At 69.5% G+C, this 23,780-nt stretch carries 17 protein-coding genes and 1 pseudogene; 5 read left to right on the top strand and 13 right to left on the bottom strand.

From position 1 onward, the window contains the following. Positions 1–29 precede the first annotated feature (29 nt). The gene (locus tag EFK10_RS10105; protein WP_127355394.1) at positions 30–1,757 is read right to left on the bottom strand and encodes a peptidase M16 family protein; all 1,728 of its coding nucleotides are present in this window, start codon (positions 1,755–1,757) and stop codon (positions 30–32) included. A 3-nt stretch (positions 1,758–1,760) separates the two neighbouring features. Continuing rightward, positions 1,761–2,708, bottom strand: coding sequence for a hypothetical protein (locus EFK10_RS10100; protein ID WP_127355393.1), 948 nt, complete (start codon positions 2,706–2,708; stop codon positions 1,761–1,763). 179 nt (positions 2,709–2,887) lie between these two features. On the opposite strand from EFK10_RS10100, the gene EFK10_RS10095 reads away from it, so the two are divergent. Further along, positions 2,888–3,334, top strand: coding sequence for a hypothetical protein (locus tag EFK10_RS10095; RefSeq protein WP_127355392.1), 447 nt, complete (start codon positions 2,888–2,890; stop codon positions 3,332–3,334). A 343-nt stretch (positions 3,335–3,677) separates the two neighbouring features. Here the strand turns inward: EFK10_RS10095 and EFK10_RS10090 are convergent, their stop codons facing one another. Next, a complete protein-coding gene (locus EFK10_RS10090) occupies positions 3,678–5,984 on the bottom strand; it encodes an FUSC family protein (RefSeq protein WP_127355441.1) in 2,307 nt (768 codons plus the stop codon). A 169-nt stretch (positions 5,985–6,153) separates the two neighbouring features. After that, positions 6,154–6,426 carry a hypothetical protein gene (locus EFK10_RS10085; protein WP_127355391.1) on the bottom strand — a complete coding sequence of 91 codons (273 nt, stop codon included), beginning with the start codon at positions 6,424–6,426 and terminating at the stop codon, positions 6,154–6,156. A gap of 740 nt (positions 6,427–7,166) precedes the next feature. Between EFK10_RS10085 and EFK10_RS10080 the strand changes: the two genes are divergently transcribed. Further along, the gene (locus EFK10_RS10080) at positions 7,167–9,077 is read left to right on the top strand and encodes an FUSC family protein (protein ID WP_164835917.1); all 1,911 of its coding nucleotides are present in this window, start codon (positions 7,167–7,169) and stop codon (positions 9,075–9,077) included. A gap of 348 nt (positions 9,078–9,425) precedes the next feature. Here EFK10_RS10080 and EFK10_RS10075 read toward each other — a convergent pair whose 3' ends face one another. The 5 genes and pseudogenes from EFK10_RS10075 to EFK10_RS47230 form a co-directional block, all read right to left on the bottom strand. Beyond that, positions 9,426–10,256 (bottom strand): YceI family protein, encoded by an 831-nt coding sequence (locus EFK10_RS10075; RefSeq protein ID WP_127355389.1) that lies wholly within the window; start codon positions 10,254–10,256, stop codon positions 9,426–9,428. A gap of 173 nt (positions 10,257–10,429) precedes the next feature. Beyond that, a complete protein-coding gene (locus EFK10_RS10070) occupies positions 10,430–12,853 on the bottom strand; it encodes an MFS transporter (RefSeq protein ID WP_127355388.1) in 2,424 nt (807 codons plus the stop codon). Positions 12,854–13,160: 307 nt separating this feature from the next. Continuing rightward, positions 13,161–13,490, bottom strand: a pseudogene (locus EFK10_RS10065) (aldo/keto reductase); the annotation flags it as partial. Positions 13,491–13,556: 66 nt separating this feature from the next. Beyond that, positions 13,557–13,790, bottom strand: a complete 234-nt coding sequence (locus EFK10_RS47235; protein ID WP_164835916.1) for a Rossmann-fold NAD(P)-binding domain-containing protein — start codon at positions 13,788–13,790, stop codon at positions 13,557–13,559. Continuing rightward, complete coding sequence (locus EFK10_RS47230) at positions 13,787–13,984, bottom strand: hypothetical protein (protein ID WP_164835915.1); 198 nt, start codon at positions 13,982–13,984, stop codon at positions 13,787–13,789. The genes EFK10_RS47235 and EFK10_RS47230 overlap by 4 nt, the downstream gene beginning before the upstream one ends. Before the next feature lie 475 nt (positions 13,985–14,459). Here EFK10_RS47230 and EFK10_RS10055 point away from each other — a divergent pair, with 475 nt between their 5' ends. After that, on the top strand, positions 14,460–15,431 hold the full coding sequence (locus EFK10_RS10055; RefSeq protein WP_127355387.1) for an aldo/keto reductase: 972 nt from the start codon (positions 14,460–14,462) through the stop codon (positions 15,429–15,431). Between the two features lie 219 nt (positions 15,432–15,650). Then, a complete protein-coding gene (locus EFK10_RS51975) occupies positions 15,651–15,779 on the top strand; it encodes a hypothetical protein (protein WP_265737490.1) in 129 nt (42 codons plus the stop codon). 197 nt (positions 15,780–15,976) lie between these two features. Here EFK10_RS51975 and EFK10_RS10050 read toward each other — a convergent pair whose 3' ends face one another. From EFK10_RS10050 to EFK10_RS10035, 4 genes are all read right to left on the bottom strand, one after another. After that, the gene (locus EFK10_RS10050) at positions 15,977–17,335 is read right to left on the bottom strand and encodes an extracellular solute-binding protein (RefSeq protein ID WP_127355386.1); all 1,359 of its coding nucleotides are present in this window, start codon (positions 17,333–17,335) and stop codon (positions 15,977–15,979) included. Next, positions 17,332–19,779, bottom strand: a complete 2,448-nt coding sequence (locus tag EFK10_RS10045; protein ID WP_127355385.1) for a caspase, EACC1-associated type — start codon at positions 19,777–19,779, stop codon at positions 17,332–17,334. Before EFK10_RS10045 ends, EFK10_RS10050 begins: the two co-directional genes overlap by 4 nt. 16 nt (positions 19,780–19,795) lie before the next feature. After that, a complete protein-coding gene (locus tag EFK10_RS10040; protein WP_127355384.1) occupies positions 19,796–20,173 on the bottom strand; it encodes an effector-associated constant component EACC1 in 378 nt (125 codons plus the stop codon). Positions 20,174–20,481: 308 nt separating this feature from the next. After that, positions 20,482–22,689 (bottom strand): carbohydrate-binding protein, encoded by a 2,208-nt coding sequence (locus EFK10_RS10035; RefSeq protein WP_240677117.1) that lies wholly within the window; start codon positions 22,687–22,689, stop codon positions 20,482–20,484. Positions 22,690–23,678: 989 nt separating this feature from the next. Between EFK10_RS10035 and EFK10_RS10030 the strand changes: the two genes are divergently transcribed. Next, the coding region (locus EFK10_RS10030) for a helix-turn-helix domain-containing protein (RefSeq protein ID WP_164835922.1) at positions 23,679–23,780 on the top strand (102 nt) is incomplete at its 3' end.

The following is a 23,780-nucleotide window of genomic DNA, read 5'->3' as shown; positions in this document are numbered from 1 at the left end:
TTGAGTGGGGTCACCGAGGCCGGGGCCGCTCACGTCCGTCGGGTCCGCCGCAGGATCCGAATCGCGGGCCATGCCAGCAGGGCGGCGACGACCCAGAAGAAGAGGCTCATCGCGATCCACTCGCCGGTGGTGGTCTGCGGATCGGTGGCGCCGAAGAGGGTGAGCAGGAGGGCCATGCAGGACCACAGTCCGGCGGCCAGGCCGAAGACGATCAGTACGGCCGTCTGTCCGCCGGTGCGCCGGGTCGGCGGATTCTCCCCCTGCCCGCCGGTTGTGGCCGTGGTCGTCGGCGCGGCGGTGGCCTTCCGTTCCGAGGCGGGCCGGGGCTGGTGCTGGCGGGGCGGCAGCCACACCGTGGCGGAGGGGTGCACGGCGGCGTCGATGGTGGCCATCGTCTGCGGGTCGATGCCATAGAAGCCCGGCTCCACGTCCACGGTGAGGCCGTCGTTGCCGACGAGCCGACGGCCGCCGTCGGGCCAGGTGAGCTTGGCGGCGCATGCGCGGTACAGGACGGTGACCGACTCGCCGTCCCCGGTCAGGCTGACGCCCTCGGCGCCGATCAGCAGCGACGTACCGTCGTTGCCCGCCGAGGCGAACCGCCGTCCGGTGACGGTGTATGAGGAACGGGTCGGGGCCGGCGCGTATCCGGCCCAGTCGGCCCGGTGACCTGCGGGTACCTGCATCAGTGCCGTTCCCGAGGCCTCCAGGGCGACTGCGTGCAGATCGGTCGGTGTCACCGCCCACAGTTCTGCCCGCAACTCCTGGGGTCCGTACACCGGGCGGCCGGCGAGCACCTTCTCAGCGGCCGAGGACAGCAGCTGCGCCGCGGCATGCGGGGCGATCAGTGCCTCGTCGGCACGGGCGCGCACTGCGTCGAGGTCCGCCTGCTCGAACCGGCCCACCTGAAGCTTCGCCAGGACGTCGACGAAGCCGCCGAGCACGGCGTCCTGCTTGTCGGGCAGGGCGTCGGCGAAGGCGGTGATGACCGCGAAGCCGTCCCCGCGTGCCTCGCAGTCGGTGGCGGCCGTGTACGAAAAGCCGCTCTCCTGCCGCAGGCTGCGGAACAGCTCGCGCTCCAGCACTGCCGCGTACAGCTGGGCGGCGACGCCCTCCCGGACGACGGAGTCCAGCAGCACGCCGCCCTTCCCGCCGGAGAAGTACGCGGGAGCGGCGGGCAGCGCCGACGTGACAGGCGGCATCGGATGCCGGGCACTGGACGCGAGCTTCAGCGACAGACCGGCCGGAATCCCCTCGCCGGCGATCCACAGCACCGCGTTCTCCCTGGTGAACGACCTTTCGGCCCAGTGCAGTACATCCTGGGGGCGCAACTGCGTCAGGCCCCACTCGGGGTAACTGACCAGGCCGTAACCCTGCGCCCCGTAACGCCAGAGCGGCAACTGACCGGTGCTGCGCCCGGCTTCCTCCGTGCGGAGGATCTCCTTCTCCGTCTCCAGGCGGTCCATCGGCAGATCGGTCAGCGAGGCGCACACGCCGTTGAGGTACGCGACGATCTCCTGGTCGGTGCCCTTGACGTGGAAGTGCGTGAACGCGGCCTTGGTCGTGCCGTTGAAGTGGTAGTCGGCCAGTCCCTGGCGGTGCAGCGCCAAGTGCTCGACCAGGTGCGTGATCCCGGCCTGGCCCAGCGTCTCGTCGGCCATGCCGACCCGGAACACCAGCCCGGCGAGCATCGGCCCGGTGGTGTGCGCGAAGAGGGCGGGTATGCCGTCGACCTGGGTGTGGTGAATGACCTGGCTCATGGTTCAGCCCCTTGCGAGCGCGGCGGCGCGGTACGTGACGAAGGCGTCGGCCGGATCGCCGAGGTAGCTCCAGGGATAGCTGGAGGCCAGGTTGCCCAGCGCGCGGAAGTGCGCGGCTGCCCGTTCCTGGTCCCCGATCAGGCCGAAGAGCGCGGCGAACGTCCCCTGGACGGTGACCCAGCCGAAGGGGCGCCGGAACTCCGGGTGCAGGACGGAGCGTTCGGCTGCCTCGACGAGTTCCCGGTGGACGTACGACTGCCGCAGGTACTCGGGCCGCCGGTCCTTGGCGAGGTCGGCCCAGTGCTCCAAGTGAGCCTCCGCCACCAGGCCGCCGTTCAGCGCCCCGGCGGGGGCCGCCCGCATGCATTCCAGGGCGAAGCCGTGGGCGGCCTCCCAGTTCCCGCCCCACTTGGGGCACAGCTGCTGCAGCAGCCGCGCCTGCCCGGTGAAGTGGTGAGGGCGGTACGCGGCCAGCCGGTCGTACCGGCGTCGCGCCTCGTTCTGGCCGAGCTGAAGTCCCCTGGCGGTGTTGAGGCGCTCCGACCACGCGGCGTCCTGTGCGGGGTCGAGGGCGGTGACCCGGATGAGCAGTTGCTCGGCCCGCCGCAGATGCTCCTGGAAGACCGTGAACCGCTCGCGGCTGACACGTTCGGCCCGCGATGCGGTCCTGGCCTCCCAGCCGAGGTTCACCTCGCGTGCCGCGAGCAGGGTCGCGGCCAGGACGTCGTCGGGGGCGGCGGCGACCAGCTCCCGCAGCGGGTGTTCTACTCCCGGGACGTCACCCACCGATGTCGCCACGAACGTCCGGTCCGTATCCTGCGGGAGCCTGTGGGCGTACTCCCGGATCGCCCTCCAGTCGTGCGCCGCGGCGGCTTGCCTCAGCCAGCGGGCCTCGGGGTAGGCCGAGGCGACCTCGAAGTCGGGTGGTGGCAGGGGCGTGGCGGCTGACATGTGCGGATCCTAAGCGGTTCCTTTGGATCACGTCACCGACTGTTTAATAGTCCTTTGCCATGCCATTGCCGTACATGGCATGTGTTCATTGCACATTCACAGAATATGCACGAATGGCGCCGAGGCTCGTCCCTAGACTCCGCAGGGCCATCCACCCCCTCAGCCCCAGGAGCACCACCGTGGCCCTCAACGGACGCCGCCGCCGACAGTTGCTGGAGACCGCCGGCCCACTGCTCATCGAGGGCGAGGTGGTCGAACTCCCCACCCTCGCCAACGTCGGCTCGGTCTCGGTGCGCAAGCAGATCCTCACCACCGCCGTGGTCGGAGTGCTCAGCGCCGGAACGGTGATAGGAACGGTACGGCCCCGCCAGATGTACATCCTCCTGACCGACCAGCGCCTGCTCTTCTTCGACGCCGCCACCGCCAGCGGCAAGCCCGGCAAACTGCTGATGAACCTGCCGCGCCCCTACGTCTCCGCCGCAGAACCCAAGAAAGGCCTCCTTGGCCTCGCCCTGGTCACCCACCTCTCCGTTGTCGAACAGGAGACCGGCCTCAAGCTCTCGTTCCCGCCCGCCACCCGCGCCGAGGGACGCACGCTCACCGAGGCCCTGCCGGTCACGCGCTGAACAAACGGGCCACGGGGTGCGCAGGCAGAGCCCGTTGCAACGGACGAGCACGGGAGCCAGCGCGCGCCGAACGTCCCACGGGGTAGCCTCCTGCCTCCTCGATCCCCTCGATGCGAACTACGGGCGGCGCGGTCGATGAGTCTGCTTGAGCCAGTCAGCCAGTCAGCCAGTCAGCCGGTCGCCTGGGGCCGGCGACGGTCACCTGCGGTCGAAGTAGTTGCTGTACTTCACCGCTGTACGGCAACGGCTCGGGAGGACGGCAACGGCTCGGAGGTCCTTGGTCCGTTCGCAGAGCCAGCGTTGCCTCAAGCTGGAACGAACGGCGTCCTGGAGACGTCCGGGCTCAGGCGGCGCCTCTGCTGCGTTGCCGCGTGTGCGCTTGGTCGCCTTCATCGGCGAGGGCCACGCCGATCGGGCGGGCCAGGCCGGCCACGCTCAAGTCGAGCCGTTGCAGGTGCCGCAGCACGCGGTCGGTGACGGTGTTTTGCGTGGTGTTCTCCAGCATTGAGGCCACGCTCGCGCCCGCTTCGACGGCGGGTGCCTCACCGCCGCGCTCGCCGTCGAGGTGCGCGATGAGGGCCCGCAGATTGCGGTCGATCCGTTCCCCCACCTGGGCGAGCTGCGGATCGGCCGCGATCCGCGTACTGCTGGGCACCAGCTCGGCTGTCGCGGCCAGGCTGCGGGCGTGGTAGGCGCAGGTCTCCAGCAGCGCCACGGCATAGCGGATGGTGCGCCGCTGTACGCGCAGTGGCGTGATCGGGTGGGTCAGCGGCTGCGTGGAGTGCTCCAGATCGTCCAGGGCGGTGTCCAGCTTCCGTGCGATGTCGAGGAGATCGGACTCCGGGCCGCCGCTGAGCTGTTCGACCGAGGCCTTGCTGACCTCGCCCAGCCGCAGCAGCACGGTACGCAGTTGCTGGTCAATTTGGTGGTGCGTGCGTACCGGAAGCACGCACAGCGCCGCGATAATGCCGGACGCCGCGCCTAGTGCCGTCTCCTCGATGCGCACCTCCAGCACGGCCGGGTTGAGGGTGCCCAGCAGGGTGTAGAGCAGGGCGAGTGTCGCTGCGAGGAAGAACGACGTCAGCACGTAGGAGAGTGGCGCGGTGAAGTAGGCACCGAAGACGCATATCAGGACGAGCGTGAACGCGGTCCGGGTGTGGTGGCCGACGAGGACCGCGAGCGCGCCGCCGGCGAGCGCGCCGCCGACGGTGCCGAGCAGCCGCTGGTAGCCCTTGACGAGGATTTCGCCGGTGGTACGGCTGTTGAGGAAGACCACCCAGCAGGTGAGCACTGCCCAGTACCAGCGTTGGGGGGACAAGAGCTCGCCGCCCGTGATGGCCAGTGCTGAGCCGGTGGTCACTTGGAAGGCAGTCCGCGTCGTCGGCCGGTTGAGGCCGGACGGCTCTCGATCCGCTTGGGCGTCCTCCTCCTTTCGGCTGGCCATGGAGATGTCCTCGGCGTCCAGCTCTTCACGCGAGCGGATGGTCTCGGGGCTGTCGTCCTCGGACGCCTCGTGCCGGGGGTCGAGCGCGATGCTCAGACCGAGCACGGCGCGGGCGGCCTCGCCGATCGCCCGGAAGACGTCCTGGACGGCGAGCGGGCCGGCCGGCAGGTTCTCGTCGTCCTGGTAGCCGAGCAGCCGGTTGCGCAGCAGGGCGATGCCGGTCCTGCGGTCGGCGGTCGTGGCGCGGGTGACGAGGAGGTGGAGCGCCCGCAGCTCGCGGCGGGTCAGGCGCGTCGTCTCGTCCTCCGCATCGGGATGGGCGGGCGCGGCGAGTGGAGGCACATCCGGCAGGTGGAGGGTGAGGGTGGTGTCGGCAATGTCGCGGTGGCGGGCCTTGAGCAACAGCAGGCCGAGCCGTTCGGCGGCGATCTCGGCGTCGGCGATGCGCCGTTGGAGGACAGCGGCGGTGACGGGGTCGCGGGTGCCGTCCTCCAGGCGGCCCTGGATCATCAGCGCGCACTCGTGCAGCCGCGCGGTGTTGCGGCGGAGCGTGTCGACCGTCTTCTCGCTGCCGTTGTCCGTCGGCTCGCCGACCAGCTCCTCCTCGGTCGCGATCACCTGCGCCAGTCGGGCCCGGAAGGCGCGGCGCAACTGCCGCAGGGTGCGCTCGGGCGTGGATGGGACGAGGACGAAGCGGGCCACGGCGGCGACGCAGAAGGCAGCGGCCGTTGTCGCGTACAGCTGCGGCAGCTGGGCGGTCCGCGCATGGACGAAGACCGAGACGTAGTAGATCTGGAAGCCGATCAGCCCGACGGAGGCGACCCGGTCGCCGAAGCGGCGCGCATAGACCGCGATGAAGATCAGGAGGAGGAAGGTCAAGTCGCCCGCGACGACGTACGGGGCGAGCAGCGCGGCGTGCGTGACCGCGAGCAGCGCGGCCGGCAAGCCGAGGGCGAGGGTGACGGCCTGGTCGCGCGGGCGCGGCTCGGTGATCGCGAAGGTCGCCGACAGGGCCGACACCGCCCCGGCGACCAGCAGGCTGCCGCCGGCGCCGAACGCGGCGAGGACGGCGAGCGTCAGCGCGATCGCGGAGACCGTGCGCAGGCCCGCGCTCAGGCGCAGCAGTCCTGGGTCAGAGGCGACGAAGCGGTCCCAAAGATCAGTGCACGTCTCCTTGATCTTCGAAACGGGGATCCGCCAGATCATCTGCACCACCAATGCCATCGAGCCGAGGGCGTCCACCAAAATTCTGATGGTCCCACCAAGGAGTCGCCGCGGTGACCGCACCGGGCGCCACTGAACAGAAACAGACTTGGCATGTCAGGATCAGGTACTCACCTTGTGGTCTAAGTTTCCGGTCCCGCCGTTCTGTGTCTCATCGACAGTGCCAGCGTCTAAGGCGAGATGTCAGGGCTTGGGAGGGTGTGCAGAGCCAATCCACGATCGTGCTAGTCACAGCGATGTACTGGATGTTGACCCACCCGTGCTCCTTCTCCACTGGGGCCGGTGCGCCGTCGCGGAAGGTGTAGCCAAGGCAGCGGCTGCGAAGGTGGGCCCCGGCCACGATGAGGACGGGGGAGGCGATGACGGCTGCCAAGGCGACTCCGGCCCTGGCAGCGGTCAGCTTGGCGGTCTCGTCCACGCGCATGGCATCAGTGTGCTCGGTGATCGGTGTGTCCATCAGCCCGTGTGCGCCGTGGTGTGGTGTCTTTCTTGTGATGGGTGGGGCGGGTGTAGGCCTCGCCGGTGGCGAGGACGCGTCCGACGTCGTGGCGTGGTGCTGGGCGACGGTTCGAGCCCCGACTCGTTCGGTTCGCTTGGCGCACGTGGGAAGCGCCTGCGAACCGGAGGCAGAGCCGATTACGACGCTGTCCCGGGCCGTGCCCCTTGCCTCGAAACGCCTCGCATGCTGCCTCAGCGCGAGCAGCCTCTTGTCCGGCCGCTTCCCACCAGCTGAGGCGAGCGGGCTGCGGGGGCGTGCCGAAGGCGCTGTGGCGTGCCGGGGCCCTGCGCGCTGGGTGTTTGTGGCACCGTCGATGTGTGGGCGGGCCGGGAGCCGGGCCGCGGCCCAGCCGAGGCAGTTCGCGTGAGCCTTCCCGTCAGTGCTGAGACCATGCGCCCGGGCGGCCGCCGGCTGGCTAGGTGCGGCTGCTCGTTGTCCGGTCACCTCGCTCCCGCCGCAGTCTCCTCCGAATGGCCGCGGCGAGCGACACGTACACTGGCTGTGAAGCCTCCAGGTCGACGGCGCTCAGTTGGCAGTCAAGCCGCCACCGTGCCGAAGGAGACCGTGTGAGTCGCGCCCACCGTCCTGAACGTACGGCTCCGGCTGCGTTGCGGTGGCCCTACTTCAGCCGTGCGGGTCGCCCGGGGTCCGCGCCGAAGGGGTCTGTGCCCCTGTGGCTGGTCCATCCATTGCGCTGGCAGCGATCGTCAGTGCCGTGGGCCGCGGTGGTGCGCGGAGCCCTTGCCGGCGGCCCGCTGCTGGGCGTGAGCCTTGTCGTTGGTGTGCCGTGGGCGGGAGTCATGGCCGGCCTGGGGGCGATGCTCGCCGGACTGAACGATGGTTCCGGAACGCGTCGCACTGGCGTTCGGCGTATCGGAATCCCGGCACTGACGGGGGCCTGCGGGCTGCTGATGGGTGCCGCGACGGCGGAGGCCGCCTCTCGATGGCTGATCGTTTCCGTGCTCTTCGCCGTCGGCTTGGTATCCGGCGCGGTGAGCGTTCTGGGTCCGGTCTGGTCGGCAGCGGGGATGCAGCTTTTGGTCGCCGCTGTCCTGGGCGCCGGTGTTCCGCTGGCCGGTTCGCCCTGGATAGAGGCGGGGTGCTTTCTGCTCGGGGGTGGCTGGCTGTTGCTGTTGCGGCTGCTGGCGCCCTGGGCCTTCGGCGCACGGGCAGCCGGCAGCGAGCGAGCTGTCGTCGCAGGGGCGTGCGACGCCCTAGCCGATGCTCTCGGCGCGGTGGGCGGCCCGGAGGCGTTGTCGGCCAGGCGAAGGTTGACGTCCGTGCTGGACACGGCGGACGAGGCGTTTGGCTCGCGCCGGGTGGCCGGCGCCGGGGAAACGCAGCGGACCCGCGACCGTTTCGAGGCGGTGGCGGCGCTGTGTGAGGCAACGGTGGCGCTGTTGTGGGAGGCTCGCCCGCTGCCGCCCGGCAGCATCGAAGGGGTACGCTGCATGGCCGCGGCGGTCCGCAGCGGATCCCAGACGGGGCCGCTGCCGCTTTCCGGCGGCGGCACTGCGGCCCTTGCGGCTTTCGACGGTGCGTTGCGGGACGCCGCAGTTGCCTTCGGCCGCGGCGAGGAAGCTTCGGGGGTGGCCGCTCACCAGGCTCCCGGTGCCCGGCTGAGGCCGGGGCTGTGGCGACACGCGCTGGGCGCGGCGGGCTGGGGCTACGGAGGGCAGGTCGCGGTGTGCGTCGCTGCCGGCTCGGCCATAGCGTTGACGCTGCACGCCGCGCATTGGTACTGGCTGCCCCTGACGGCCGCGTTCCTGGTCAAGCCCGACATGGGACCCTTGTTCTCGCGGATCGTGAGCCGCTTCGTCGGGACGGTGGCAGGGGTGCTGGTGTTCGCCGGGGTGTCCGCCGCGGCAGGTGGGGGAACGTGGTGGTTTGTGGTGATGGCCGGATTGGCCGGCGCCCTGATCCCCATGTCGACACGACACTTCGCGCTGTCGACCGCCGTACTAGCCGTGATGGTGCTTGCCCTCTTGACGGCCGCGGGTGACAGACAGGCGGACTGGACCCGCCTCACCGATACCACGATGGCTTGCGGCATCGTCCTGCTGGTCGGTCACCTTCCCCGCCTCGCCGGTCAGGCGGCCCGCATCCGCCACCGGGTCGTGGTCGCCCTACGCAGCACCGAAGCGTATGTCCACCACGTACTGACGGTTCCGCCTGGAGAGCGGGTCGCCGAGCGCAGGGCGCTGCGCAGGGCCGCCTATAGCGCGCTCGGTGAGGCCAAGAGCGCGGCCGAGATCGCGGCAGCGGAGCTTTCCCACCGGTCCGACACGGTGATCGATTGGATGGCGGTGCTGGCCGCGGCAGAGCGGATCGTGGATGCCACTACGGCGTGCGCCGTCCGGACGGTACAGGGCGCCGAGACGCTCGACACCCGGGATGCCTATTATGTGACCACTTTGATGCGGTCGGTCGTCGATGGCATCGACCGCCCGCACCACGGTCGAAGTAGGTTGCGCCCCCGTAACGGACAACGTCCCGAACAGCAGGGCCCGCTCGGATGCGTCCCGCTGACGGATGTCGTGACTGAACTTCAGCGCATCCGCACAACCACCGGATGACGGCCGGCTCGCCAAGGATGCGAACGAAACGCCGTTGGGTCCTCGGCGGGACCGAGTACAGGAGACAGCGATCTTCCGTCCACGTGCCACGTACGTGCCAGATGAGGGGAGGGAGCAGCGGCACCAGCGCTCATCTGGACGAACAAGGTCAACAGGCGCGGGCGATCCCCCTGTGTCAGCGGCCAGTAGAAATTGGCACTTGCAAGATTTTCGTGACGCAGTGACGGGTCATGTCCCTCGGGGTCGGGGTGGTGCAGCACCGGGAGGGGAGTGTTCGGCCGGGTGGGCGTCGGCCGGCGCCGGGTGGCTGCCGGCCCCGGTGATGAGCCGGAGCGCGGTTCGGGCGGCTCACGGCATGGGGAGCTGTTCGCCCTGGACGGCTTCGATGGCGATTTCGATTTTGAGGGTGGTGCCGACGATGGCGATGCCTGCCTGGACAACCTGGTTGTAGTTCATGGCGAAGTCCTGGCGGTGCAGTTCCGCGCTCGCGCGGAACGCGGCTCGGGTGCCGACCCCGACCCAGGCGCCGGTGCCGAGGTAGGAGAGGTCCAGGTCGACCGGGCGGGTGATGCCGTGTATCGCCAGTTCGCCGTGGACGGTCCAGCGGTCCTCACCGGCCGGTTCCAGGGCCGTGCTGCGGTAGGTGAGTTTGGGGTGGGTGTCGGCGTCGAGGAAGTCCGGGGAGCGCAGGTGGGTGTCGCGCATGGTGTTGTCGGTGTCGATGGAGGCGGCTTCGATGACGGCGTAGACGGAGGATTCGAGGGGGTTGTCGGCGATGTCGATGCGGCCGCTGAACTCCCGGAAGTGGCCGTGGACGCTGGACAGGCCGAGGTGCTGGGCGACCGCGCTGACGCGTGAGTGGGCGGGGTCGATGCTCCAGGGGCCGGGCGGGGGCAGTTCCACGCCGCCGGCCCTGGCGAGTACCAGGGTTCCGAGGTCGGCGGTGCCGGAGGGGGTCACGATGGCGGTGGAGGCGGTCGGGCGGTATCCGATCGCGGTGATGATCACGGTGTAGGCCGCGGGCGCCAGGGCACCGGTCCTTACCATTCCCTCGCCGTCCGCGGCTTCCCGCAGCATCTGCTGCCCGGTCATGTCGGTGACGGTCAGTACGGCGTGCGGGAGGGCCCAACCGTCCCTGGTCCGGATGCGGGCCCGAAGGCCGGTGGTTGCGGTGGTCATGGTCCTCACGCTTTCCGTTGGCTGCGCCGCGCCTGCACGGCGGGCTGGTGATGTTCGGGTCCCGGCCGGGCGGCCTGGGCCGTCCCCTGCTCCGGCCGGCGGCCGGGCCCGTGTTCCTCGGGAGCCGACCGGTGTGTCTCCACTGGCGCACCGGCCGGGCTGTCCCAGAGCCTTTATCCCTCGGGGTGGGCGAGGTGCAGGTCGAAGCCGTCGAGCCCGCGGCCCTGCACGCTCAGCGCGGTGGCCACCGGTGGGTAGCCGCTGGCGATCAGGGAGTACTCCCCGGCGTCCAGGTCGGTGAAGGCGTACGCGCCGTCCGGGCTGGTGGTGGCAGTGCCCACCACGTTCCCGGCACCGTCCACCAGCGTCACCCTGGCATCCACCAGCGGCCACCGGTCCGTGCCGGCCCGTACGACGCCCTGCAGCTGAGAGCCGGCCCGCAGGGCGATCTCCAGCCTGGTGGTCCCGGTGCTGCCGACCTGCACCAGCTGCGCGGCCGGCCGGTAGCCGGAGGCGTTCACCGCGATGGTGAAGTCACCCGCCGGAAGTTCGGCGAAGGCGAAGCCTCCGCCGTCGCCGGACTTGCCGGTGGCCAGTACCTCGCCGCGGACATCGGTGACCACGACCATCGCGCCCTCCACCGGGAGAGCGTCCGCCGCCCCGGTGACCACGCCGGCCAGCCCGCTGGCCCCGGCCAGCACCACGTCGTGGGAGACCGGCTCGTCGCCGATCACCACCGTGGAGGCCTGCGGCTGGTGACCGTCGGCGGCTGCGATCAGTACATACGAACCCGCACCCGGGGCGGCCAGCTCATAGGCACCTGCCGCCTGAGCGGTGGCCCGGCCCAGCTGCTGTCCGGTCAGCGAGATCAGGGTGAGGGTGGCATGCGCCACCCCGGCCCCCTCCGAACCCCGCACCTGACCGCGCACGACGGACCGGCCACCCGCCAGGACGTCGCCGCTGCCACCCACCGAGGTGAAGCCGGCCAGCGGCTGCGCCTGCGTCCCGTTGACGGCACTCGCACCGACCAGCACCGGCTCCGGGACAAAGACGGGCTCCGGGAGCTCGGTCGCCGCGGCTACCGACGCTGCATCCGAGTGGGCGGCCACCTGGGCCATCGGACGGCCCCGCCGGTACAGCAGCAGCGAGATGACCAGACCGGCTGCGAAGAACCCGCCCGCCGTCCAGTAGGCGACCGCGTAGCTGTGCAGGCTGGCATGCGCGGCAAGGTTCGGGATGCCTAGGTGGCTCTTGGCGTAGCTGGTCGCCGCGGTGGCCGCAATGGTGTTGAACAGCGCGGTGCCGATCGAACCACCGACTTGCTGCATGGTGTTGACCATGGCCGAGGCCACGCCTTGGTCGGCGGGTGCTACGCCGAGCGTGGCCAGGCTCATGGCCGGAGGCATCACCAGGCCGATGCCGGCGCCGAGCATCAGCAGCGGCGGCAGGATATGCGCGACATATCCGCTGTTCAGGCTGAGCGCGGTGAGCCAGGCCAAGCCGCCCGCCGCGAGTCCCATACCGACCGGCACGACTGCCTTGGGGCCGATCCGCGGGATCAGCAGGTTGATGGCGAGCTGCGCGGTGACCATCAGCGCGCCGATCATCGGCAGAAAGGCCAGACCCGTCTTCACCGGCGAATATGCGAGGGTCACCTCCAGGTAGTAGGTGAGGAAGAGGAACACGCCGAACATGCCTGAGCCGGCGACGAATACGCTGAGGTAGGCCGCCGCCCGGTTCCGATCGCCCAGCACGCGCAGTGGCAGCAGTGGGTGCTGGGCCCGGGTCTCCCAGAGCACGAAGGACGCTATCAGGACCCCGCCGGCGGCCAGGAACGCCCAGCACATCCAGTTGCTCCAGCCGTGCGTCTCGGCGTTGGAGAAACCGTAGACCAGGCCGAAGAGCCCGGCCGCTACCAGCACGACTCCCAAGAGGTCGAGCTTGGGCCGCACGGCGGGCGCCTGGCGGCGGACGAAGACGAACGCGCCGGCCACCGCGAAGACGGCGATCACGACGTTGACGTACAGCGTCCAGCGCCAGTTGAGGTGTTCGGTGAGCAAACCACCGAGCAGCAGCCCTATGGCACCGCCGGAACCGGCGATCGCACCGAAGATGCCGAACGCCCTGGCGCGCTCCTTGACATCGGTGAATGTGGTGGTCAGCAGGGACATCGCGGACGGCGCCAGCAGCGCGCCGAACAGGCCTTGCACCGCGCGAGCGATCACCAGCATGGTGAAGCCGTTGGACGCGCCACCCAGTGCTGAGGCTGCGCCGAAGCCGACCAGGCCGATCAGGAAGGTCGTCCGGCGGCCGAGCAGGTCGGAAAGGCGCCCGCCGAGCAGCAGCAGGCTGCCGAAGGCAAGCGCGTACGCGGTGACGATCCACTGCCTGCCGTTGTTTGAGAAGCCCAGGTCCTTCTGCGCGGCCGGCAGGGCGATGTTCACGACGGTCGCGTCCAGCACCACCATCAGCTGGGCCAGGCCGATCACGGCCAGTACCCACCAGCGGTGCGGAACGTGGTGCTCCGCCTCTATGGGGGGCCTTGCGTGTGCCGGGCCGGGGGCGGCGACGGGCACGTCGACAGCGGGGGATGACATAAAGGGGTCCTCCGGGTGGCTCTTGGTCAGTTCTGCTGTTAGTTCCGCACCAGCACCGGAAGGACTACGGCGTCCAGATAGCGCTTGAGGTAGGCGGCGTCCGTCTCGCACCGCTCGATCAGCGGGTGACAGGACGCCGGTCAGTATGTGCGGGAAGAATTCGTGAGCTGGCGCATCCGGCTCGGCCTCACCTCGGGCCATCGCCCGGTCGAGCATCGCCTCCAGCGCGTCCAGCTCAGTTCATCCGGGGTTCCTCCGGGCACGGGGGCCGGCACCGCAACGCACCGACTCGGTGACCGCGTTCCTGTGAGCCCAGCCGGCGCAGCGTTTCCTCGGCATAGGCCTTGATGGTAGCCGGGGTGAGGCCCTTGTACTGCGGGTGAGTGCCCACCTTGGTGGCGACGGCACGATGTCTGAGCGGTTGCCGTGATCGGCCATCCACTTGCCGATGATCGTCTCCGACTCACCGCCCGAGTAGGCGTCGGCGGTGTCGCTGAAATTGCCGCCTGCGCTGGCGTAGGCGGCGAGCATGGCGACGGACTCCGCCTCGTCCGCGGTCCAGCCGAAGACGTTGCCGCAGAGGCAGAGCGGGGAGACCTGGAGGGTCGGAGTTGCCCAGTTTACGAAGATTGGTCATGGCGCACGCTCCTAGTGGGTCGCCCTATCGTCCCAGATTGTCCCATGGGGGAGCCGGGCGGGGCGTTCAGTGGGAGTCAGTGGCCGGCAGGCCGGTCAGGCGTACCGAGTGTTCCCACGGTTCTTCGGGCTTGAGCCGGTGGAAGTAGTGGCCGCGGATCGCTTGGGCGTGGGAATGGGTGGCCAGGTGGAGCAGCGGCTCGGCGCCCTTGTCGGGGGTGGAGAGCATGGCCTTGGCCGGCCGTGAGCCCATGAACAGGCGGGTTGCGGCGCTGTCCCGGCTGATGTCGGTGGCGATCAAGCGGGGTGGAGGACGGACGCGGTCACGCCGGTGCCCTGCATGCGCTGGGCGAGTTCCCGGGTGAACACGACAATGGCGAGTTTGGCCGCCCCGCAGGCGCGCTGGCTGCGGTAGCGGCGGCGGGTGCCGTCGACGTCGTCCAGATCCAGAGAGGCGGAAGCGCGTGGTGTCCGGCTCAGCGTCGGCCAGGTCACCGATGTTGTGGAGGGCCCAGCAGCCTGACCCAGGCGTCGAGGTCGCAGGCGAGGTTCGAGGCCAGCATCCAGCTGCGGTTGACCTCTTACGAGGCAGGCGGCAGGTTGCCCAGCCTCATCGCCTTGTTGGTGCGCGCCTGGTCCGCCATGCCGGCGTGCGATCCAGAATCCCCGCTGCTGCCCCAGCGGCGTGTACGCCGTCCGCGGGGCGAGAACTCAAGGCAGCAGGGGAGAGGCACTGACCCGAGACCGAAGGCCAGGCCGGAGCAGGCTCCAGCGCCGCGGCGTAAACGGTGCCTGCTGTTGAGTCCTGCGATTCAGCAGTCCAGCCGCTCAGTGCGTTCGTTTTCTTTTATTGGACGCCTGGCCGGCCGCACAGCAGGCTGAATGCTGCGGGGTACTGCGACGGTGCTGGCCCTATCGACGAATGGACACGAGGCGGTCTACGCGCCGTCGGCAGGAAGGATCAGTACGCATGAAGACCATCACCCTCGGCGCTACGGGCTTGCAGGTCTCCCGCATCGCCTTCGGCACCTGGCAGCTGGGCGGGGACTGGGGGACCTTCGACGAGGATGCGGCCATCGCCGCCATTCGACACGCCCGTGACCTGGGCATCAACTTCTTCGACACGGCCCAGGGCTACGGCTTCGGTGCCTCCGAACGCATGCTGGGCAAGGCACTCCGCAAGGAAATCACCGCAGACCGGGACAGCGTGGTCATTGCCACCAAGGGTGGCATTCTGCCCGGCGGCCAGGGGCGGGACGCCTCCGCCGCGTATCTGTGCCAGGGCGTTGAGGAGAGCCTGCGCGCCCTCGATGTCGAAACCATCGACCTGTATCAGGTGCACTGGCCGGATGCGAACGTCCCTGCCGCGGAGACGGCGGGTGCGCTGCAGGGACTCGTCGACGCCGGCAAGATCCGGTACGTCGGCGTTTCTAACTACAACGTCAAGCAGATGGCCGAGTTCGCCGCCATCCGTCCGGTGGACACTCTGCAGCCGCCGTACCACCTCTTCCGCCGCGGCATCGAGGCGGAGATCCTTCCGTACGCCATCGAGCACAACATCGGAATGCTGGCATACAGCCCGCTGGCCAGCGGGCTGCTCACCGGCCGTTTCGACGAGAACACCACCTTCGAGGACAGCGACTGGCGCGGCAAGGCCAGCGCCTTCACCGGCGATCTCCTGAAGCGCAATCTGGCGGTGGTGCACAAGCTGGAGAAGTTCGCGAAGGCCCGAAACATCAGCGTCAGCCAGCTCGCAATCGCCTGGGTCCTCGCTCAGCCCGGCATGCACGTGGCCATCGTCGGCGCCCGCAGCAGCGCCAACATCGAGGCGAGTGCTGCCGCCGCCGACATCGAGCTGAGCACCGATGACCTCGCGGAGATCGAGACGATCGTCGCCGACGGCGTCTCGATCGAGGGCGCCAGCCCCGAAGGCGTCGTGTGAGGGGCTGACTGCGAGGCACTGCCTCACACCACAAACCAACCCGGCCCGGGGAGATCTGCATGCTCATCCCCGGGCTCGGCGTGCGAAGGCTGGTTCCGTACTTCGCGGGTAGTTCCTTCAGGTCTCTGGCAGGCAGGAGCTGGCCCGGGAGATCATGCGCCGCGCAGGCTCGGCGATACCAGGCTCGACCTGGTCGCCACGCTGGCGGCCGCGGCCACCATGAACGTCATCGAGGTGATCGTGCAGAAGTGGGTCGACAGCGGCGGCACCGTCGACGTGGGGGACATCGCCCGCGAGACGCTGCATCTGGTGCGCACCAACGCGATCCCGGTCCCCACACCCGCCTGACGGCGCCGTCGCCGTCGCCGTACCTCAACGAAGCCGGCGCCATTATGGCCCAGGAGCACATCGGGAGTGGTTCGACGACCCCGTCGAAGTGCAGCTTTGGCTGAGAACTCTGATCAATTGCTGCGGTAATGAACAGCTTGCGCGACTTCGTGAAGCTGTCATGCCCGCGATGAAGCCCGGTCACAAGGCGTAACGATTCAGCGGCCGCCCAGGGCTTTGGCCAGCCGCGCCTGCAGACGGCGGGCGGTGACGTCGACTCCGGCGTGGGCGGCGAGCATGCGGTGGACCTCACGCTGGATCAGGCGCGTAAAGGTGACGTAGTGGGTGGTGGCGGGACGGGCGCGAGCCTCGCGCAGGGCGCACCACAGAAGGGTGGTGTAGCCGGGGCGCCGCCCGCTGCCGGAGGGGGACGCGGAGGGCTCGGAGCCCTTGCCGTCGGGGCGGTCGTAGTACCAGGCGTCCGGGTTGCCGGGGGTGCAGGCGTTGTCCCGCGTTCCGTACGCGGATTGCCGGGCCGGGGCGAACCCGGCCTGGAGCAGGGCGCGTTGGCTGTCCTTGCCGGTGAGGAAGCGGATCAGGTCGGCGGCGTCGTCCGGGCGGGAGCTGGTGGCCGTGACGCCGAGGCTCTGTCCGCCCAGGGCGGCGACGCCGGGCAGCCGGGCGACGCCGAAGCGGGTCGCGGAGGAGGAGGGGTCGAGCGCGGCGTCGAGCCGGTTGTACGCGTACGGCCAGTTGCGCATCAGTACGCTCGCGCCCTGGGCGAACGCGGCGAGGGTGACGGATTCGTCGGCCTCCAGGGACTCGGGGTTGAGGTAGTCGGCGGTGGTGAGGCGGTTCAGCTCGTCCAGGCCCCTGCGGAGGTCCGCCTCGGTGCCGATGTAGCGGCCTTCGCCGTCGACGAGGTCGACGCCGGCGGTCCAGAACGCCTCCAGCGTGTTGACGGTCAGGCCCTCGTAGGCGCGCAGTTGGGTGGTGTACGTGGTGTGCCCGGTGGGGCGTACGGCGGCGAGTAGATCGCCGAGCCTCGGGTACGACGCGAGGTCGGCGGGGCGGCGGCCCGCCTTGATGAGGTCGTCGGTGCGGTAGTAGAGCAGGCCGACGTCGGTGTTGAACGGGACGGCGTACGTCCTGCCCTTCCAGCGGCCCGCTTCGGCGGCCTGCGGGAGGAAGTCGCCGCCGAGCAGGGATGGGTCGAGCGGCCGGATGAGGCCGCTGTCGGCGAACTCGGGGATCCAGGTGATGTCGAGGTTGACAACGTCGTACGCGGCCGTGCCGGACTGGAGGGCGCCGACGAGTTCGCTGCGCTGATCGTCCGTGGCACGGGGCAGTTCGACGAGCTTGGCGGGGCGCTTCGGGTTGCGTCGGTTCCACTCGTCGATGAGTTCGCGGCGGACTCCGGCGGACGTGGAGCTGGTGAGGTCGGCGCCGCTGGCGACCAGGAGCGGGCGGGAGGTGTCGGGGGCCGGGCCGGGGGCGGGAGCGGCGCCGCTACCGCAGGCGGTGAGCAGCGCCAGGGCTGCGAGGACGGCTCCGAGGACGACCCGGAGGGGCCTCATGCGAGGGCCTCCACCAGGCGGTCGGCGATGTCCTCGGAGGTGTCGATGCAGGTGCCGTCGTGCGCGGTGAGCTTCTTGTTGAAGGCGAGCGCGCAGCCGAAGTCCTCCAGCGAGACGACCACGACCGGCATCTTCAGCGGCGGATCCGGCGCGGTGGCGCGGGCGCTGTCCTCGTCGTCGGTGACGAGAACGAGGACGGACAGAGAGCTGGGCGCGTCCGCGAGGGCGGCGCTGATCGGCGCATCGCGCTTGACGGCTCTGAGCGCCCGCAGCGCGGCGTCGAGTTGGCCGCCGCTGTGCGTTCCGAGGGCCAGCACCGTGCCGCCGGGGACGGCGAGGATGCCGTAGCGGTCCTTGGGGTTCAGGGACTTCGCGGCACGGGCCAGGAGGGAGTTGATTACCGGGATGTTGCCGCCCGAGTACGCGGAGCTGGAGACGTCGACGGCGAAGAGGACGTCTCGGCGCCCCTCGCCCGCGGCGGCGTACGAGGCGAGGAGAGCGGAGATGCGGGCGGCGGAGGCGGAACCGCTGCCGGTGACGGGGCGGACGGCGAAGCGGTAGTTCCGCCAGGAACCGGCGGCAGCAGCGGTCGTACGGAAGCCCTGGGTGGCGAGTTCGCGCTGCCCGGCGGGGGAGGTGAGCCAGGCGGCGAGGCGCTGGACGGCGGCGGTGCGGTCGGCGCGGTCGGCGTGACTGGTCTCCCAGGTGACGGGGATGTACGTGAGGTCCAGAGGGGGCACGTCACGCGGGTAGTAGACGGCGTACGAGTCGGTCGAGTCGCCCAGGCACGGCGGGCGGGAGTCCAGGTCCGTCGTGAGGGCGGCGACGGTGGACTCGGCGGTGAGGAGGGCCAGCCGCTGCGGCGGGGAGTCGCTGAGGCCGGTACGGGCCTCGCAGACCAGCTCACGGTCGTCGGTGGCGCTGAAGCTCCTGGCCGTGGCGGGCAGGTGCAGCAGCAGGTCCAGGGCCGCGTCGGAGGACCGGGGGTCGGCGCTGCGTACGGTGATGTCCTTGTCGTCGGCGGCCTTCACCAGCTGGGCGAGGGTGCTGCCGTTGCGCTCGACGCCGGGCAGGTCCTCCGTCGCCGCGACGACGGCGGGCGAGCGGGCCAGGGTGCGGGGCGTGCCGAAGTCCACGACGCTCTCCGGGCGTTCGGCCGCCTCCCGGACCCGGGTGTACGCGGACGAGGACTCGGGGATCCAGACATCCGGGTGGGCGCCGACCTCCACGAGCGGGCTGTTGCACGCTGTCGGCTCGGACGAAGCGCAGGCCCGCTCGGGCTCCGCCCACGCGGCGGAGTCGCGGAAGGCGGCGGCCACCTTGTCGGTGGGGGCGGAGTAGACCGTGGTGTTGATCTGGCCGCACCCGTCCGGGCGGCTGCCGTCGCCGGTCAGCGGGGTCGTGCCCTCGGCGCTCTCCTGGAAGGCGTCCAGTACGGAGGCCACCGCGCCCCTCGTCTCCGGCGAGGTCAGCACCCGCAGCTCCAGCGGCGCCGGGCACAGCGGCGCCGGGCGGTTGGCGGCCGTGTAGCCCGTGACCCCGCCGGCCAGCAGGGCGAGCGCGGTGCAGCCACCGACGGCCCGGTGCCACAGCGGCTGACCGGGCCCTGCGGTCCAGGTCCAGCCGAAGGCCGCGTAACCGACGATGCGGCGCAGCCGCAGCCGTACGCGGCCCAGCGCGCGCAGCCACGCCGGAGTGGGGCGGGGCCGGCGGGCCTGGGACAGCACGGTGTCACCGGCGCCGCCGCTGGAACGCTCCGTTGGCTGCCACGGGTCGTAGTCGGCATCCGGCATCTCGCCCTGCTCGGCGGCCAGTTCGCCGAGCCGAATGCCCAGCGTGCCGACGGTGACGGGGTCAGGGGTGTGGGTGCCCTCGCGCAGGACGCGGACCATGGCGGCCGTGAAGGGGGTCGGGTCGATGCCGTCGCCCTTGTGGATGCGCGAGCCCACCCGCGAGGAGGTGATGAGCGAGAACGGCCGGTCGGGGAGCGGCAGCAGACCGGCGTTCCCCGCGAAGCAGCAGTCCAGGACGAGGACGACCCGTTCGGCGCGTGAGGAGGCCAGCAGTTGGAGCAGCGCGGTGTACGGGATGCCGTCGAGGCGCGCCCCGGCCTTCGTCGACTCACGCGTCATGAGGTAGAGCTCGGGCCGGTCGCCTTCGAGGTCGAGGTACCCATGACCGCTGAAATAGCAGAACAGCAGGTCCTGCGCCTGCGCCACCGCCGTACGGATCGCCTCCAGCGCCCGGTCCCGGGTCGCCGGCTCGGCCAGCGTCTCCACGGTGCGCGGGATGAGCCGGCCGAGGGCGCCGGAGGTGAGGACGGCCCGCAGCTGGGCCGTGTTGGAGATGGCGGACGGGATGTTGGCGAAGTCCTGGGTGTGTTCGTACTTCGCCACCCCGATCAGCACCGCCCGCGAACGGGACGCGAAAGGCTCGTAGGCCATACCTGCGCCTCCCGGCCTACTCGCCGATGGCCTGGCGGATGCGGGCCGCAATCGCCTCCAGTTCGCCACGGGTGAGGGTGTCCCGGCCGGTCAGGACCACCTGCACGTCCCGGGCTCGGACGATGACCTTCAGGTCGTCGGCCGGGCGGTTGCGGAGATGGTCATAAACACAGCGCAGCAGGCTGAGCGCCGTCGCCTGAAGGGTCTCCTGGAGCACCTGGACCAAGAGGTCGTAGCCGATGCCCATCGCGTCGCCGCCCGGACGCTCGCGGTGCGCCAGTAACGGCGCCAGCGACTCGTCCGTACGGAGCCACAGCTCCAGCCTGCGCAGATCCTCGGCCGGGTCCTTGCTCCCATCGAGTGTCACCGTCACCGCGTGCTCGTTCGTGGTCATGTGCGCGCCGCCTCCCCCGTCGTCGTCGACAGGCGCCCCGTCATCCCCAGTCTACGCTGACGCACCATCACTCACCCAGTGCCGTGCAGTTGTCCGCGAAGCTTCCCCCCGGATGACGCCGGCACCGCCCCGCAACAGCGCAGGCCGGGGCGAGGAGGCGGTGGGATGACCCTTAGGTACGCCCCGGAGTATGAAGGGCCGTCCACGGAAGCCGTGCGCTGCTCGTACACGTCGCCGTGACTGAGGCCCAAGCCGTCACGCTGCTTGCGGATCCATCACGGAGGCGACGGGGCGCTTCAGGCGATTTACTACGACAAGCGGAGGTAGTCGATGTTGAAGCCGCCGGTCTCACAGTAGAGCGTGACCACCTGGTCTCCTTCGGAGAGGCTCACCGGCACATGCACAGATTGGTAGGAACCCCAGCCGCCTGTGTCCGGTACGGACACCGTAGCCAGCGTGGTACCGCTGCTGTCACGGAAGGACAGCGCGTTCGGGACGACCGCCCCCGTGCCGTTGGCGACGCGCAGCTCTAGGTCGTACGTCCCGCTCTTCGCGACGTCGATGCCGTAGTTCAGCCAGTTGCCGGCGGCCGTCCAGCCCACGTCCTTGCCGCCGCTGGCAGCCGCATTGCTCTCGACGAAGTTGGTCCCGTCCGTAGCCCAGCCGTGCTGGTCGGCGTACGACTCGGCTTCGACCTTCACACCGACCGGTGCACTGTGCGGCCGCACGGTCACGTGCATGGTCACCTGCGCGTTCGCCTTGCCGTCGGTGACGACGAATGTCAGATCGTGATTGCCGGCCACAGTAGAGTTGATCGTCACCAAGCCTGTGGTGGGGTCGACACTGAAGCCTTCCGGCAGGTCGGACGCGTAGAAAGCAAGTCGGTCACCGTCGCGATCGGTTGCCTTCAATGGCACCTGCACCGTGCTGTACTGGTCTGCCACCACGTCGGGCACGTGGTCCAGCACGGGTGACGTGTTGTGGCGGTCCCCAGATACGGGCTGCTTCCACCGGTACGTGGCGAAGGAGTTCGCCGGCACCTTCACCACGAACGACTTGCCGGCGAGCACGACTCGGACCGTGCTGTCGGTGCTGTTGCTGTTGCCGAGGACGGCGACGAAGTTGTCGGCCCCGCTCCGGTACACCACGTTGCTGACACCGTTGTTCGCGGCGCTCGACTCGACCCGCACGTCGCCGGGTGTCAGGTACTTCGCGAGCTGTCCCATCGGGTAGAGCGCGTTCCGCACGGTGAAGTCCTTGGTCGTGGTGTTGACCTTAACCAGGCGGTCCGGCCACTTCGTGGTCTCGGCGACCTTCTCCCAGTCGATGTTGTTGTCCCGGGAGGGTGTCCAGTGCAGCGTCCCACCGTCCTGGTCGGTGGTCTGCGCCCACAGGATGTAGGAACTCGCGTCGAGCCGGAAGTCATTCAGGATGGTGGTCGGCGAAAGGTCACTGGTCTCGGTCAGGTGCACCGGCTTGCCGGTCTGCTCGAAGGTGTCGCGCATGACCTGCGGGTCGCCCCAGTAGGGATGGAAGGCGACGGCGTCGGTCGCGTTCAGGACCTGCCGACCGGTCACGGATCCGTCTGCGGCATCGTTGAAGATGCGGTAGTAGTTCTTCGTCGCGGTGCTGTTCGGGTCGTGCCAGTCCCAGAAGTTGAAATCGTGTACGTAGAGCTGAGTGTCCAGCCGGGCGGTGCGGAATGCGCTCTTGACCGCGATGGCCAGCTTCTGCTGCTGCGGGACGCTGATGTCCATGGCGGGGTAGACCACGTCCATGCCGGGCTCGTTCAGCAATGTCATGGCGTCGATGTGGATGCCCTGCCTGGCGTACGCCTGCACGAACTTGACGTAGTAGCGGGCGAAGACGTCGATGCAGTCATCGCGCAGCTTGCCGACCTGGTAGTAGTCCGTCGTACTGCCGGGCTTGAGTGCAACCTGTCCGGTGAACTGGTTGTTCGTCTTCATCCACGCGGGAGCGCTCCACGCGGAGGCGAAGAAGGTGGCCTTCGGGTTGTAGTGCTGGATCAGCTTGATGGTGTCGATGATGTGCAGATCGATGTCGCGCTGGATGGAGAAGTACTTCAGCTTGAAGTCATCGGTGACTCCGGCGGGGAGGTCGTCCTCCGACCAGAACGGCAGGTGCTCGATGAGGTCGGGGCTGCCGATCGTGACGCGGAACCTGTTTAGGCCCGCTCCGGTTTTCGGATCGACGAGCAGCCGGATGGCTTCCTGGCGCTTGGCCGGGCTGAGCTTCCACAGATTGGAAACGCTCGTCTCATCGAGGGAGAATCCGATTCCCGAGTACTTCTGACGCGTCGCACTGGGATCAATGACGACAGTCGCATCGGCGGAAGCGCCCGCCGCATCGCTTGTGCGGACGCTCGGCAAGGGCTGCCATGCGTGGTCGGCGCCGGTCGAGTACGTGCCGGCCACTATGGAGTCGCGTTCGGGTCTGCTGGCTTGCGCAGCCGGTTCTGTGCCGACGAGCACGACCAAGGTCGTGAGCGCGGCCACGGCTGTCCCAATGATGGAACGTCTCAAGTGTCCTACCTTCTTGCATCGGGCTGCGCGAGCCAGTCGCAGGGTTGGCTCACCCAGGAGTGTCCGGTGGGGCTTTCACGGGGTTGCCGTCAGCGGCTGTGGGAGACCTGGCCGCCCGACACCCCGCGACAACTCGGCTGCTGATGGAAAATCGCTCTTCTTGGATCGCTGCGCGCAGGACAACGCCTGCGAGGTCGTCTGCGGGAACCGCTGTCACCACGATGCCCGGGGGAACCCGAGGAGCCAGATATGGGCAGGAGCCGACGCCGGCAAGACCGACCACGGCGCAGTCTCCTGGGGACAGGTGCGGCCTTCTGCGCCGGATCGGCCCTGCCGCTGACGCCGACCTCACAGATGGACGCAGATCGGCGGGCGGCATCAGTACGGTCGCTCCGACTCGGCTGTGTTCGCCAAGGCATGCCCCCTCTGCCGGCCCTCGCGGGGAGTGCGCGCGGCCGTGTTTCCGGTGGTGCGGCTCAGTGGGCGCTGTGATCGACTGGCATGAAGACCACGCAGTCGCGCGCCTTGCAGATTCATGCCACCACCAGATGAACGGCGAACGCAGCGCTGGGCGACAGGCAGCGGAGATCCACGATGCCGACCTGCGGTGCATCTCCGTAGGACATCAAGGGATTCCTTCCAGATGGAAAGGTCAGCACGCCGACCCGTGGGACAACGCAACTTGGTTGGCTTTCCACGAATATGACGAGCCATCAAACCGCCTCTGCCCCCTTCTGCCTCATCGAGACGAGCAGATCGAAACAGTCTGTGGACCTTCTGTCAAGGCTTGAAGAAAGTGCCTCGCTCATCGGGGTCCTCCGTGGATACCCCCGCCTTTGGGCGGGGGAGGATTCGGACTCCTGCGGAGCGGGGCAGGGGGAGCCGATTCGCCGTCAGGGCGGATCGGCGTGTTTCCGGGTGATGCCCGCAGTTGGTCACAAGCCGGTGTGGTAGTTTGTGAGCTGGCCACTCACGTGAAGCGGGCGTTCAAGTACCGCTTCTATCCGACCGATGCGCAGGCGGCCGAGCTGTCGCGCACGTTCGGCTGCGTGCGGAAGGTCTAC

It is taken from the genome of Streptomyces soli, from assembly GCF_003999195.1.
In the GTDB taxonomy this organism is placed as follows: domain Bacteria; phylum Actinomycetota; class Actinomycetes; order Streptomycetales; family Streptomycetaceae; genus Actinacidiphila; species Actinacidiphila soli.
This window is presented reverse-complemented; position numbering and strand designations above follow the sequence as displayed.

Excerpts from the sequence above, each read along its gene's own strand:
- EFK10_RS10100 (WP_127355393.1), bottom strand. The coding sequence starts at position 2,708 with ATGTCAGCCGCCACGCCCCTGCCACCACCCGACTTCGAGGTCGCCTCG.
- EFK10_RS10050 (WP_127355386.1), bottom strand. The coding sequence starts at position 17,335 with ATGAGGCCCCTCCGGGTCGTCCTCGGAGCCGTCCTCGCAGCCCTGGCG.
- EFK10_RS10105 (WP_127355394.1), bottom strand. The coding sequence starts at position 1,757 with ATGAGCCAGGTCATTCACCACACCCAGGTCGACGGCATACCCGCCCTC.
- EFK10_RS10045 (WP_127355385.1), bottom strand. The coding sequence starts at position 19,779 with ATGGCCTACGAGCCTTTCGCGTCCCGTTCGCGGGCGGTGCTGATCGGG.
- EFK10_RS10055 (WP_127355387.1), top strand. The coding sequence starts at position 14,460 with ATGAAGACCATCACCCTCGGCGCTACGGGCTTGCAGGTCTCCCGCATC.
- EFK10_RS10090 (WP_127355441.1), bottom strand. The coding sequence starts at position 5,984 with ATGATCTGGCGGATCCCCGTTTCGAAGATCAAGGAGACGTGCACTGAT.
- EFK10_RS10075 (WP_127355389.1), bottom strand. The coding sequence starts at position 10,256 with ATGACCACCGCAACCACCGGCCTTCGGGCCCGCATCCGGACCAGGGAC.
- EFK10_RS10070 (WP_127355388.1), bottom strand. The coding sequence starts at position 12,853 with ATGTCATCCCCCGCTGTCGACGTGCCCGTCGCCGCCCCCGGCCCGGCA.
- EFK10_RS51975 (WP_265737490.1), top strand. The coding sequence starts at position 15,651 with ATGAACGTCATCGAGGTGATCGTGCAGAAGTGGGTCGACAGCGGCGGC.
- EFK10_RS10040 (WP_127355384.1), bottom strand. The coding sequence starts at position 20,173 with ATGACCACGAACGAGCACGCGGTGACGGTGACACTCGATGGGAGCAAG.
- EFK10_RS10085 (WP_127355391.1), bottom strand. The coding sequence starts at position 6,426 with ATGCGCGTGGACGAGACCGCCAAGCTGACCGCTGCCAGGGCCGGAGTC.